Origin of the sequence: Pseudoalteromonas sp. MEBiC 03607 (assembly GCF_004792295.1) — a bacterium.
In the GTDB taxonomy this organism is placed as follows: Bacteria; Pseudomonadota; Gammaproteobacteria; order Enterobacterales; family Alteromonadaceae; genus Pseudoalteromonas; species Pseudoalteromonas lipolytica_C.
On the sequence record NZ_SRRY01000002.1, the window covers coordinates 257,617 to 271,221 of the forward strand.

Sequence of the window (13,605 nt, forward strand, 5' to 3'; positions counted from 1 at the left end):
AATGTCGTCATTAAGTAAAAAGTTAGTTTTTGCAGGTGCAATGCTTTTATTGTTGCTTGTGTTAGTTTTTTACCTTGGACGCGCTCACGATTATCAACAAGCAGAGCAACAAAGTCGTGTTCAAGCTACTCAGTTAAGTCATTATTTTTCAAGCGAGTTAGCCCGCTTTAAAACTATTCCTACCTTAGTTAGCGCCAATGATTTGGTTAAATCTTTTTTGGTTAATAAAGGTACTGGCGAACAGGCTGTTAACTATTACCTCGAAGATATTCAACGAGCCAGCGGTGCATCTGATGTTTATTTAATGGATTTAACAGGCTCGGTCGTGGCAAGTAGTAACTGGCAAGTTGATTACACCTTTTTGGGCAGTAATTTTGCATTTCGGCCATATTTTTATTTAGCCAAGCAAGGTGAAAAAGTTGCTTATTTTGCTTTAGGTATGCGTTCCAGTGAGCGGGGAATTTACTTTTCAGAGCCCGTTATAGAGAAGGGCAAAGTGATTGCCGTTGTCACGTTAAAAGTGAATGCTAAAAAGTTTGAACAAGACCGCCAGCTTCTTAATGCATCAGACAGCACCCATTTTTATATCGCGCTAGAAGATAGCGTGATTGTGATGTCGGATGTCGCCGATTGGCGTTTAAAGTCACTTAATACACTAAGTGGTGAACAAATGGCCGCTTTGGTTAAGTCACGCCGATACTTATCACATAAACCAAGTTTGCTTAATCATAATCATAAGCCATTAAGTGAAAAAACCGCTCAGCAAAGTATTCAACTTGATGGCAAAGAAGCGCGCTTTATCAGTGCGACAGAAACAATAGATATTATAAACGCCAAAGCTAATGTGCTGGTGGATGTGACGAATGTAGAGCTTGCGCAAATCCCAAGGCTCCTCTGGTTTTGTGTGTTTTATGCCATTGCGGTGGTATTAATTCATATGGCAATGGTGCGTTTTGCTGGTTATAAAAAGCTTTTGTTTTCAAGACACAGCCTTGAGCAAGAAGTGATTGAACGAACTCAAGCGCTCGAAAAAGCCCAAAAAGCGCTGATCCAAACAGCCAAACTTGCAACGATAGGTCAATTAAGTGCAGGCATTAATCATGAAATCAATCAGCCTTTAAGTGCTATGAATACTTATTTAGTGAGTGCAAAACGGTTACTTATTAAAGGCAATATTGAGCAAGCCAGCGAAAATCTGGTACTGGTGCAGTCACTCATAGAACGTGTCCATAAGATTGTCGCGCAACTTAAGCATTTTAGTAAACCGGCGCAAACTCAACTTAGGCAGCAAAGCCTCGCAAGTATGTTAAAAAATGCCTTAATGATTGCCAGTGCACAATTAAAACAAGACGATATCGAAGTGAAAGCTGCTGATATTGACGCACACATAACCGTGTGGGTTGACAGCGTTAAGTTTGAACAAGTATTGGTAAATGTGATCACTAATGCCAGCCAAGCAATGAGTGAATCTGAAAAACGCGAATTGAGTTTTGAGCTCGAACTTTTCGATGACCGCGTAAAACTCTCTATTCTTGATACGGGCCCGGGTATTGATCAACACGCGTTAGGTAACATCTTTGAGCCATTTTACAGTACTAAAACCAGCAATGGCTTGGGTTTGGGCTTATCGATTTCACGGCAAATTATCGACTCATTTAACGGTCGATTATCTGCGCACAACCGCCCTGAAGGCGGCGCACAATTTATAATAACCTTACAAACAAATAAGGAACCATCATGAGTGTAGTTGCAGCGACCTGTAATCAGGTAATCGTTATTGATGACGAAGCGGTGATCCGCGATTCATTAAAGCAACTCCTTGAGATTGAAGGTTATCAAGTTCAGTGTTTTAGTGAACCAACCGCGGCGCTTTCAAAATTGAGTCGTCGTTTTGAGGGAATTGTATTAAGCGACATAAACATGCCAAAAATGGATGGCTTGGCATTTTTAGAACAAGTTAAAGCCTTCGATAGCGAGTTACCGGTTATTTTTCTTACCGGCTTTGCTGATGTATCTGTTGCCGTGAAAGCTATGCAGCTTGGCGCTTATGATTTATTTGAAAAGCCACTAACAGAGCAGTTGTTAGATTGTATCGCTCGCGCTTCAGAAAAGCGTGCTCTAGTGATGGAAAACCGCGCGTTAAAAATAGCAGTAGAGAAAACCTCTGCGCCCGGTGTGCGTATTTTAGGTGAAACTGAGCAAATGCAGCAAATGATGCATTTACTCAATGCGGTAATCGACACTCCCGCCGATGTTTTAATAGAAGGTGAAACAGGCACAGGTAAAGAGTTAGTTGCCCGTTACCTGCATGATCAAAGTAATCGTTCTGGGGCTAATTTTGTTGCCATAAACTGCGGCGCTATCCCTGAGCAACTCATTGAGAGTGAACTTTTTGGTGCAGCCAGTGGCGCGTACACTGGTGCAACGCAATCTCGCCAAGGTAAGTTTGAATTTGCTAAAGGCGGTACTGTGTTTTTAGATGAAATAGAGTCAACACCTGCAAGCTTACAAGTCAAGTTATTGAGAGTGCTTGAAGAGCGAAAAGTAACCCCTGTAGGTGATAACCACGCCATTGATTTAGACGTGCGCATAGTTGCGGCTACAAAAGTAGACTTAATGACACTGGTCGAAGCAGGGGAGTTTAGAGCCGATCTCTATTACCGCCTAAATTTAGTAAAAGTGAGTATTCCGGCATTGCGCGACAGAAAAGCCGATATTCCATTACTTTTTAAACATTTTAGCTCAATAGCGGCTACACGTTTTCATAAACCACCGGCACCATTGAGTAGTGAGGCAAAACAACGACTACTTGCTTATGATTGGCCTGGCAATGTGCGAGAGCTTAGAAATCAAGCCGAGCGTGCTGTATTGCTGGGCTCTGATCTAGCCTTTGCCTCATACAGCGATTCAAACAATGAGAACGAACTTGCTCAGGACTTAAGCCTAGCCGAAAAAATTAGCTTTTATGAACAATCACTCATCGAAGAAGCCCTTGAGCGTAACAACGGTAGCATCAAAGACACCATGGTCACCTTACAAATTGCGCGTAAAACTCTCTACGACAAGATGACCAAATACGGTATTAATCGCGAAATGTTCAAAGACTAAACAACCCTCTCAGATTAAACTCTTCACAATGGGTGGAACTGGTGACAGCATGTTTTTAAAAATGTGTGGATATCCACCCATAAAAGCCAGTCTTATATAGATAAATAAATCTAACGTATTGTTATTTATTATTTTTTATAAAATTAACTAAGTTGGCAACCAACTTGCCTTACTTGTTAGGAACAACAATTTGAACCTAATAAGGGGCGCATAATGACAACAATATTCACTCATACAAAAACACGCGTAGCAGCGGCTGTAATTTTAGCGAGCACAACAGGCTCAGCAATGGCAGCAGAGTACGCTGTATACGGTAAAGCAGAAGTTCAAATAGCAAACACAGATACCGGCGTTATGCGCTATGTTGACGAAGGTACACAAATTGAGGCACCTTTTTCGCGAATTGGTATTAAAGGCAGCCACAAACTAACAGAATCGCTTAAAGCGGTATTTAAATATGAAGTACAAGTAAAAGGCTTTGAGCACGATGACACAAACGAGCCATTTTCAGCGCGTAATACTTATTTAGGGCTTGCTGGAGATTTTGGTGAGGTCGTTGTGGGTCGTAACGACACTCGTTTTAAATACTCTGAAGGTAAACTAGACGGCTTTAATGAAACACAAGCAGATATCGCTCAGCTGATCCCAGGTCAAGACCGTATCGGCGATACCATTACCTATAGCTCAAAAACATACGGTGGCGCATCACTTGCGCTGACTTATGCACCAAAAGATGACAGCAGCAACGATGAAGATGGTTTTGCGGCAACGGTTATTTATGGTGACCGTGCATTAAAATCAAAAGACTACTATGTTGCTATTAGCCATGTCGATGCACTTAACAAATTGACGGCAAGCCGTGTGGTTGCAGCATGGAAACTTGAAAACCTCCAGCTTGCGGGTTTGTTCCAGCGCAGCGAGTCAACAGATGGCACGAAAGAAGGCAATGGCTATGCACTCAGTGCAAGCTATGCAATTGATAAATGGGTACCTAAACTGCAATACGTTAAAGATGACTCAAAAATTCGCCATGCTGAAGAAGGTAAACAATGGACAGCGGGTGTTGACTATAATTTTGATAAACAAACCACAGCATACTTATTCTATACTGATTTAGATTTAGAACTTGAATCAGACAACAGCGTTGCAATTGGCCTTAAATACAAGTTCTAAGGAGTCGGTATGTCATTAGTAAATCAAACAAAAGATGGCTCACAGCCACGCCCATTAATGAGCACAGTAATGTTACTTCTGGGCCCATTAATGATGTTATTAACCTGTATTATTGAGCCTCCTGCAGGTATGAGTGTAGCTGCACTTCGTACCGCAGGCCTAGCATTTTGGATGGCTTCTTGGTGGGTCAGTGAAGTTGTGCCAATTCCTGCGACTTCATTATTGCCACTTGTAATATCACCTCTTGCTGATATTGCAGCAATCAAAGGGGTCGCGTCACCGTATGCACACCCTTTGATCTTTTTATTCTTAGGCGGCTTTTTGATCTCAATCGCGATGGAGCGTTGGGGTTTACACAAGCGTATTGCACTTAACACAATGCTTCGTGCCGGAACTAAACCTAGCCTGCAAATTTTAGCCATGATGTTAGTAACAGCATTCTTATCAATGTGGATGTCAAATACTGCAACAGCAGTAATGATGCTACCTATTGCTATGTCGATTACTATGTTGGTTAAACAGTCTAACCCTGATAATGACCAATTTGGTAAAGCATTGTTATTATCAATTGCTTATGGCGCAAGTATCGGTGGTATTGCTACTTTAATTGGTACACCACCCAATGCATTAATGGCTGCGTATTTATCAGACAGCTACAAGATTGATATTGGCTTTGCCGAATGGATGAAAGTAGGTGTACCACTTGCGACTGTTATGCTTATTTTATGCTGGGTTTGGTTAACTAAATTTGCTTATAAAGTAGATACACAATGTGCAAAAGCAGCGAGTAAAGATACTAAATCGCTATTTTTATCACAGTTACAAGAGCTCGGTGCTATGCAGCGTGCAGAAAAAGGTGTAGCAATAGTATTTGTTTTGGCAGCTGTTTGTTGGATCTTCAGACCGTTACTGGCTGATCTTTCTGGCTTAAAAATTTCTGACACCGGTATAGCAATCGCAGCAGCCTTATTATTATTTGTGTTACCAGCGAACAAAGGTGATGGTGAGCGTATTCTTGACTGGGAAAGCGCAGCTAGAGTGCCATGGGGTGTGTTACTTTTATTCGGTGGTGGTTTAACACTGGCTGCACAAATCAAGTCATCAGGCCTTGCGGAATACATTGCCCATATGATTGAAGGGGCAAGTGCAATTCCATTGGTTTTAAGTGTACTAGCAGTGGCTACCTTAATTACCTTCTTAACTGAGATCACTAGTAACACAGCAACAGCAGCAGGTTTCTTACCACTATTAGGCCCGGTAGCTGAATCTGTATTTGGTACGCCGCTTGTGTGGGTTATTCCGGCAGCGATTGCGTGTAGTTGTGCGTTTATGATGCCAGTTGCGACACCGCCTAATGCGATTGTTTTTGGCTCTGGGCAAATTCAAATGCGCGATATGATCCGTTCTGGTTTTGCACTGAATATTATTGCGATTGTTATGATCACTCTTGTCACAATGACAATTGCAGGAGCAGTATTTGGTTTTTAATAACTAGATTATCTTCTCAACCATTTTCCAACCACCGACAGCGCTCCTAGTGAGCGCTGTTTTTTTGATACGACTAATGTTGCCCATACATGCATTGCTGGTTATAGTTGATAAAATCGCTTTGAAAGAGATGACGTTTTGACTGACACAGATGTACCTTTGCAAATACAATTTAAACAACTTGATGAGGCATTTTTAGCTCAGCCTTATTTACCTATCGCCAGTCGTATTAAGCTGTTGAAACAGATTAAAACTCGGCTTATTGAAAATGAACAAGCATTGGTCGCTGCAACGAGTAAAGATTTTGGTTATCGTACTTCCTTTGATACCGTACTTGGTGATTTATTACCAACGGTTAAAACAATTAGCGACATAATTAAACGTTTACCTAAATGGTCACGTAACGAAAAGCGTGCAGTTGGTATTAGTTTATGGCCTTCAAATGCACATATTCTGTACCAGCCAAAAGGTGTCGTAGGGGTTATAGCGCCGTGGAATTATCCTATTCAATTATCTTTAGTACCTGTGATAAGTGCCTTAGCAGCAGGTAATCGGGTAATGTTAAAGGTTAGTGAGTTTACACCCCACACTAACCAGGTAATCAAATCAATAATGACTGATGAGTTAGCACAGCACTGCGTTGTTGTTGAAGGAGATGCCCAAGTAGCCGCAAATTTTTGTGATATCCCATTTGCTCATTTGTTATTTACAGGTTCAACTTCTGTTGGTCGTAAAGTCATGCAAGCAGCAAGTAAGCATTTGACACCTGTTACTTTAGAGCTTGGCGGAAAATCACCCGTTGTTATTCTCGATGACGTAAATATTAAGATGGCGGCAAAAACACTGTTATTTGGAAAGCTCAACAATGCAGGCCAAATATGTGTTGCCCCAGACTATGTATTTGTACCTAAAAAGCTTGAGCACCAGTTGGTATTGCAGCTATGTGAACTGTATAAAAAAGTTTATAAACAAGGTGTTGAGGGCAAAAACTTAACTTCAATAATATCAGATGCTCAGTATCAACGTTTAAAGTCATACCTACACGATGCAGAGCAAAAGGGGGCGCAACTGTTTAGCCCACTTGATGATGATCAACATGATGACTTAAAACATCGTATGGGCTTGCATTTAATCACACAAGTGAATGACGATATGCAAGTTATGAAGGATGAAATTTTTGGCCCTCTGTTACCAATTATGACCTACGAAACAGAGCAGCAAGTCATAGATTACATCAATCACCGCTCTCAACCTTTAGCCCTGTATATTTTTGGCCATAATAAAGAACAAATCAAAAGAGTCAGTCAATCTATTCGCAGTGGAACTTTAGCAATTAATGATTTACTTATGCAGGTGACAGCAGATCAATTACCGTTTGGCGGAATTGGTGAGTCTGGAATGGGTAATTACCACGGTATTGAAGGGTTTAAAACTTTCAGTCATGCGCGCAATACTTTGGTTTCGGGTAAATTCAACCCACGCACACACTTGTTATTAAAGCAGAATAAGTGGCTTATTAAGATATTAAAATGGATGTACTTGCGCCCTTAGGCGCAAGTACAAAACATTTAATGCTCATTTTTAGCTAACTAGTTATCACTGAATTAAGCAAGTAGTTACACTTATAAGCGGCCATCAGGGGCATATAAACCTGCCTGAATTTTTGCGTAAATTGCATCAGCTTTTTCTTTTGCGGCTTCAATTTCTGCAGGTAACATACTGCGTTCATCAAGCTTGCGGCTATGGCTTGCATCCATGTTGCCGTTGTATTCAGCAATGGTATTCCAAATATAAGATTTCTCTAGGTTTTTTGGAACGCCAAGGCCTTCATAGTACATCAAAGCCATATTAAACTGGGCAAGTGTGAAATTATTCGCTGCCGCCTTTTGATACCAGCTAAGTGCAGTGCGGTAATCTTGTAATACACCTTCACCATTTGCATACATAACACCTAGGTTATATTGAGCTGCGGGGTGATTCTTCTTAGCTGCCATCTCAAACAGCGAAATAGCTTTTTCTTTGTCGAGTTTTACACCTTTGCCTTCTTGGTAAAGAACTCCAAGTGCAAACATCGAATCAGCGTGAACTTTTTTTACGGCTTGTTGATAAAGCTCAGCTGCTTTTTGGTAGTTACGCTGTACACCAAAACCACCTTCGTACATTTTAGCAAGTTCATACATTGCCGGCGCAAAGCCCCGATCTGCTAAATAGTTGTATTCTTTTAATGCTTCTTCAAAGCGACCTTCATTAGCCGCTAATTGAGCATCTTCTAGGCTAGCATGTACAAAAGGTGAGAGGATTAATGCGCTAGTAAGCAATAGTGATTTCAAGTTAGGCTTGATCATTGTCTGCCTCCAAATGTGTGTTAGTTATCAACAGCTACAAACTTAGATATTGATAAATGCATTGCCAAACTCGCAAAAGGGCAAAACATTATTTTTAGTTTAGACCCAACAGTATTAAATGCCCAATTTGAAGGCAATAGCAAGTACATAATTAAAAAAGTAGACACAAGATACAGATTTTACAGAAAAATTAAAGAAATAAAAAAAGCCCATGATGGGCTTTTTAGTGTCATATCTACCGTCACCGATATGAGCAATGTAGCAAGTAAAGTGTAACGTTTTATGTCGCTGCTTGGGTCGAGGAAGCCGCAAACAATCAAGTGTTAAATCTTGAACAAATCCAGAAAAACACCATCAAAGCCTTATAGACATTGATATTGTTGTGAGATTAATAGCCTACCTGAACTTGTTGATAACGATTATTACTTAGATTAACGTGGGCGTCAACACTTAAATGATAATTAATTTCATTTAGAGGATCTTGCTGATTATTTATTCTCAGTGTTAACTTAATAAGGTACTAATTAAAATTAGATTAATAAATTGAGCATGATGAAAAAAATAGCAAAGTGTTTAATCACATTGAGTTTACTTTTGGCAGTTGCTGGTTGTTCTCCTAGCTTCACTTATAACAATTTAGGTTGGCTGTCAGGATTCTGGATTGATGATTATGTTGACTTAAACAATGAGCAAGCTGAAAAGTTTGAACATATAGTTAAAACCAGCCGTGATTGGCATCGAGAGACTCAACTACCTCTTTATAAACATGACTTAGAAAGTTTAAAACTAATGTTAGAAACTGACGTTAATCACGCTCAATTAAAACAGCATTTCAGCCAAGCAAAGCAACATTGGCAAACACTAGTTGATAAGCTAGAACCAGAATTGATCGATTTAGCAAACGCATTGAGTTATGAACAACGAGTTGAATTTGTAGCGGCACTGCAAGATAAAATCAATGAAGAATATTTAGAGCATCAAGAAAAATCTGCTGAGCAGCACAAACAAGAACGTCTAGATGAAAATCTTGATAACTATAAAGAGTGGTTTGGCACAAAGTTATCAGCTGAACAAAAAGCACTGATCGAATCGGCATCTAACACTCGCATTAGTACATTTTTACTTTGGATGCAGTACAAACAAAAGCGCTTAGATGCTTTAAAATCCTTGTTTATGCAAAAAACTAAGCCTGCGGATTTTGATCAACAGTTAGCGGTGATCATTAATAATCGTTTGGCTTTTATGAGTGATGAATTAATCAAAGCAGACGATAAAAATCTAGATGACTACGTAACCTTACTGCTTGCCTTAAAACCCACTCTTACAGACAAACAGCGTCGAAATGTTCGTGAAGAGCTTGATGATCTAATCGATGATGTTACAGATTTAATGAATGACTAAATAATCACGCCTCGCTCATAGTCGTAATTTTAATAAATAACTTTCTAGCTTGCGGTTATCAAATACGCCGCAGGTCAACTTCTTGTTGCCTAAGGAATGGTTTAATAAAACATGAAACACCTTGTAAAATTTTTAGTTATTGCTGTAACGGCATTATTTTTTGTATCTCATGTAACCTTGGCTAACGAAAAGTTTGGGTCAGAAATAGAGTTAAGTAATCAAATTGAACACTCTTTGCATAACGAATCTCTAATAGGCGTTGTTTGGTCAACAGTGAGTGCAAATAAAATTGCGCAAGGTGCAAAAGGCTATGCAGACTTTACGAATTTAAAACCTATGACGACAGCTAATAAGGTGCAAACAGGCTCTATCGTTAAAACACTTATTGCTACAGGGGTGTTGCATCTTGTAACAGATAACAAACTCTCCTTGGATACCCCGGTTACTGAAATATTACCAGATATTGGCTTGCAAAATCCTTGGGCCTTGAACACACCTGTTCGGGTTAGACATTTACTTGATCATACGTCAGGGCTTGAAGACATTCGGCTTTGGCAATTATTAACGACACAAGCAAAGCCTGATACGGCTCTAAAAGAAACCTTTACTGAAAGTCAGTTGCGTATTAGAAATCGCCCCGGAAGCCGCTTATCCTATTCTAATCTTGGTTATGCAATTTTAGCTATGGTGATTGAAGCCGTTGTTAAAGAGCGCTATGAATCTTACTTAGATAAACACTTGCTTGAACCGCTGGGTATGCACATGAGTACATTTAATTTTGTTTCTCAAGTCGGGCAGTTTAGCGATCCTGCGCTTGCTATGGGCCATTTTGAAAATGGCGTTAGCCAAGCCACGTTACCAATGTTTTTAAGACCGGCAGGGCAGTTCACAACGACTGCTTATGATATGGCTTTGTTTGCGCAGTTTTTAATGGGCGATGGCAAGATTAATGACCGCATATTTATTGAACCGACATTATTAACAAGCATGGGAAAGCCTTTTAAAACAGAAGCTGCCTTAAATAATTTAACTGATATCGGCTATGCGCTAGGGGTAACTACACGCGACCGGCATAATGTGGTTGGCAAATGCCACAGTGGCTCTACTTTAGGTTACCGCACCAACTTTTGTTTTTTTCCTGAGCAAAAAAAAGCATTTTTTATCGCTTTTAATGCCGATGTAGAAACTGCAAATTACAAACAATTTGATAGCATGCTGATTAGCAACCTTGGTGTAAATAAGGCCGATGCAATAGCTCCATCAAAAGCGCAAGTAGCGCTTGATGATTGGCAAGGGTTTTACACGCTTTCCCCAAACAGAATGAAAAGATTTGCCTATTTTGATCGCCTACTTCATTTTGCAACAGTGAGCTCAAATGGCGAAACGCTAACACTGTCACCATTTCAGTCTCAGCAAAAAACCTTGCTAGCTATAGGCGGTAATTTGTTTCGTGAAGAAACAAAGCGATTTCCTTCACACACTCTGTATATTTCTGAAAATGGTCAACATATGATCAGTGATGGTTTTCGAACATATGAACAAACCAGTCTTTGGAAGTTACTGCCGATGTGGCTCAGCCTCGCCATCGGCGTAATCGCCATACTATGGATATTAGTATATGGCGCTATTTGCTTGGTTAAGGGACAATTACGCTTGTCGTCAGCTCTATTATTGCCTTTTACGGCGACGTTATTTCTTTTTGTACCGCTGCCTTTATTTTTAACTCAATCATTTTTAAATATTGGTGAGTTTACACTTGCCAGTGCATTGTTAGCATTAGCCACGACAATATTACCGTTTGCTATGACTTACGGGTTATGGCGTATATTTACTCATGAAAAGTTGAGTAAAATGAATTTGTTAAATAGTTTAGCAATGGTAGCAGCTTTGCAATGGTCACTCATTTTAGCACTTTGGGGTGTATTTCCGTTATTGCTTTGGAGCTAAAATGTTTAACAATTGTAGGTAAAAAAGCGCATTGTTATGCACTGTTTGGTAATAAAATGTTCCTAATTATGGTGAATCACGTTAAAATCTGCTGACTATAATTACGGCAGGAAATCTAATGGATATCGGCGCACTGAGAGGTACTCAGGCTTTACGAAATAACGTTCTGAAATGGATGGGATTTTGCTTGGGTGTGCTTGCTAGTATCTTTGCCGTTTTTAATTTACTTGTTACAAACATGATTTTATTAGGGGCACTTGAAGTTATCTTCGCCCTGTTCTGTTTTTATATTTTCTTTTATACACGAAATCACAATGGTCATCGCTGGCAATCCGTTACATTATGTATTTTTTTAACGGTTTTAATCACGCTCGGCACGTATTTAAGTAACATAAAAAGCGTGTTGTTTATTTGGACCTGTTCATTACCTATTTTGTTTTACTTGCTATTAGGTAAACAAGTTGGTTTGTACCTTTCATTAATAGCCGCTGTCACTCAAGCCGTGATTCTATTGGCTAAACCCAGTTTAGAACCCCTTAATACTATTAATTTCTTGCTTAATTTTTCTTTCACCTACATCAGTATTTGGGCGGTGTCTCATACCTTTGAAAACAGCCGTGCAGAGTATGGACAGCGGCTCGAAAACTTAGCTTTACTTGACCCGTTAACGGGGGCTGGTAATCGCTTAGCAATGACACACTATTTTGAAATTGAACAAACAAATAAACATGGTTTGTTTATCCTTATGTTAGACCTTGATTATTTTAAAAAAATTAATGATCACTATGGCCACGAAATGGGAGATCGCGTTTTAATTGAGGTGACTAGGTTTTTCAGACAAAGGATTACTAAAGGATATGTGTTTCGTATTGGTGGTGAAGAGTTTGCTATTTTTTTACCAAACAGCGACCCTCAAGGTGCATTAGATTTTGCACAAGAATTAAGAGAGCAGTTAGCATCGACAATTCACAATATTGACGAGCAAGCGATCAACCTCACTGTGAGTATCGGTGTTGCTTGCTATACACCAAACCAAACCCTAAAAAGCTTTATAAAACGAGCTGACGATGCACTTTATCAAGCTAAACAGCAAGGCCGAAATAGAGTCGTAACGGCTTATGAGTTAAACCAACAATTAACCCGGTGTAATAAAGCGAGCTAGCGCTTTATAGACTTAACCCTTGTACATAGTGTCAAAATCAGGAATGTTCGCTTCCCATATTGGAATATCTTTGCCTATGTACTCGCGCATAGCATCAAAAAATAAACGTGTTCTTACTGGTAAATCTCTGTGTGGGTAAACCGCGTACACGGCGCTGTAATCGAGTAATTCCATATCGGTTAAAATGGGCACTAAATCACCGCGTTTTACTTCATCATCAAGAATAAATGCCGGGGCAAGAACATAAGCATTGCCTGAAATAGCTTTCATCAAAAGTACTTCAGCATCGTTTGCACGAAAGACACTTTTAATGTTTTGCTCAATAATATCGCCATCGACATTACGATAGCGAATACCACTAATGCGTTTACTTGGGCTTGAATAGCTCGCAGCAGGCAACTCTTTTAAATCTTCAACATGCTTTGGCATACCGTAAGTTTCGATAAACTCAGGTGAGGCTAAAAGTAACATACGGTTGCGGGCAATTTTTCGGGCAATGAATGATGAGTCTTTTGGCTCGCCAACGCGAAAAGCTAAATCATAACCTTCTGACACTAAATCAATTAGTCTGTCGTCTAAGCGAAGCTCTACTTCTACTTGCGGAAAGCGTTTTTGAAAGTCATTAATGACTGGCTGAATGTATCGTTTGCCAATAATACTTGATGAGGTAATTTTTAACGTACCTCGGGGTTCTTGGTGGTAATTCTCTGCAAGTCTTACGGTATCTGATAACAAATCTCTGAGTTCAGCTGCTTTTTTTACCATTTCAGCGCCAGCGGCAGTTAACGAAAAGGAACGCGTAGTTCGATTAAGTAAACGTACCCCTAATTCATCTTCAAGACGGCTAATTTGTTTTGATATGACTGAACGGTCTATATTTCTAGACTCTGCGGCTTTAGCAAATGAGCCTCGTTCAATCACTTCGAGTAACATTAATAAGCGGCTGGTGGTATCCATAGCAGTTCCTTAAACTTTATTGGT

At 39.8% G+C, this 13,605-nt stretch carries 10 protein-coding genes; 8 read left to right on the top strand and 2 right to left on the bottom strand.

Translation table 11 applies throughout. The annotated features are described in order from the left end of the window. The first annotated feature begins 1 nt into the window (after position 1). The 5 genes from E5N72_RS18170 (at position 2) to E5N72_RS18190 (ending at position 7,320) form a co-directional block, all read left to right on the top strand. On the top strand, positions 2-1,741 hold the full coding sequence (locus E5N72_RS18170) for an ATP-binding protein (protein WP_135926523.1): 1,740 nt from the start codon (positions 2-4) through the stop codon (positions 1,739-1,741). After that, entirely contained in the window at positions 1,738-3,108 is a 1,371-nt protein-coding gene (locus E5N72_RS18175; RefSeq protein ID WP_135926524.1) for a sigma-54 dependent transcriptional regulator, read from the top strand. Before E5N72_RS18170 ends, E5N72_RS18175 begins: the two co-directional genes overlap by 4 nt. Positions 3,109-3,321: 213 nt before the next feature. Beyond that, a complete protein-coding gene (locus E5N72_RS18180) occupies positions 3,322-4,281 on the top strand; it encodes a porin (RefSeq protein WP_135926525.1) in 960 nt (319 codons plus the stop codon). Positions 4,282-4,338: 57 nt separating this feature from the next. Continuing rightward, positions 4,339-5,769: an SLC13 family permease gene (locus E5N72_RS18185; protein WP_240704577.1), complete on the top strand. Its 1,431-nt coding sequence runs from the start codon at positions 4,339-4,341 to the stop codon at positions 5,767-5,769. A 138-nt stretch (positions 5,770-5,907) separates the two neighbouring features. After that, positions 5,908-7,320: a coniferyl aldehyde dehydrogenase gene (locus E5N72_RS18190; RefSeq protein WP_240704555.1), complete on the top strand. Its 1,413-nt coding sequence runs from the start codon at positions 5,908-5,910 to the stop codon at positions 7,318-7,320. 71 nt (positions 7,321-7,391) lie between these two features. Here the strand turns inward: E5N72_RS18190 and E5N72_RS18195 are convergent, their stop codons facing one another. Continuing rightward, positions 7,392-8,114, bottom strand: a complete 723-nt coding sequence (locus E5N72_RS18195) for a tetratricopeptide repeat protein (RefSeq protein WP_135926527.1) — start codon at positions 8,112-8,114, stop codon at positions 7,392-7,394. Positions 8,115-8,663: 549 nt separating this feature from the next. On the opposite strand from E5N72_RS18195, the gene E5N72_RS18200 reads away from it, so the two are divergent. From E5N72_RS18200 to E5N72_RS18210, 3 genes are all read left to right on the top strand, one after another. Further along, on the top strand, positions 8,664-9,515 hold the full coding sequence (locus E5N72_RS18200; protein WP_135926528.1) for a DUF6279 family lipoprotein: 852 nt from the start codon (positions 8,664-8,666) through the stop codon (positions 9,513-9,515). Between the two features lie 111 nt (positions 9,516-9,626). After that, entirely contained in the window at positions 9,627-11,462 is a 1,836-nt protein-coding gene (locus E5N72_RS18205; RefSeq protein ID WP_135926529.1) for a serine hydrolase domain-containing protein, read from the top strand. Positions 11,463-11,580: 118 nt separating this feature from the next. Next, entirely contained in the window at positions 11,581-12,624 is a 1,044-nt protein-coding gene (locus tag E5N72_RS18210) for a GGDEF domain-containing protein (RefSeq protein WP_135926530.1), read from the top strand. A 12-nt stretch (positions 12,625-12,636) separates the two neighbouring features. Here the strand turns inward: E5N72_RS18210 and E5N72_RS18215 are convergent, their stop codons facing one another. Next, on the bottom strand, positions 12,637-13,581 hold the full coding sequence (locus tag E5N72_RS18215) for a LysR family transcriptional regulator (protein WP_135926531.1): 945 nt from the start codon (positions 13,579-13,581) through the stop codon (positions 12,637-12,639). Between the last annotated feature and the right edge of the window lie 24 nt (positions 13,582-13,605).

Coding starts and splice junctions, on each gene's coding strand:
- E5N72_RS18170 (WP_135926523.1), top strand. CDS start 2: ATGTCGTCATTAAGTAAAAAGTTAGTTTTTGCAGGTGCAATGCTTTTA.
- E5N72_RS18175 (WP_135926524.1), top strand. CDS start 1,738: ATGAGTGTAGTTGCAGCGACCTGTAATCAGGTAATCGTTATTGATGAC.
- E5N72_RS18180 (WP_135926525.1), top strand. CDS start 3,322: ATGACAACAATATTCACTCATACAAAAACACGCGTAGCAGCGGCTGTA.
- E5N72_RS18185 (WP_240704577.1), top strand. CDS start 4,339: ATGAGCACAGTAATGTTACTTCTGGGCCCATTAATGATGTTATTAACC.
- E5N72_RS18195 (WP_135926527.1), bottom strand. CDS start 8,114: ATGATCAAGCCTAACTTGAAATCACTATTGCTTACTAGCGCATTAATC.
- E5N72_RS18200 (WP_135926528.1), top strand. CDS start 8,664: ATGATGAAAAAAATAGCAAAGTGTTTAATCACATTGAGTTTACTTTTG.
- E5N72_RS18205 (WP_135926529.1), top strand. CDS start 9,627: ATGAAACACCTTGTAAAATTTTTAGTTATTGCTGTAACGGCATTATTT.
- E5N72_RS18210 (WP_135926530.1), top strand. CDS start 11,581: ATGGATATCGGCGCACTGAGAGGTACTCAGGCTTTACGAAATAACGTT.
- E5N72_RS18215 (WP_135926531.1), bottom strand. CDS start 13,581: ATGGATACCACCAGCCGCTTATTAATGTTACTCGAAGTGATTGAACGA.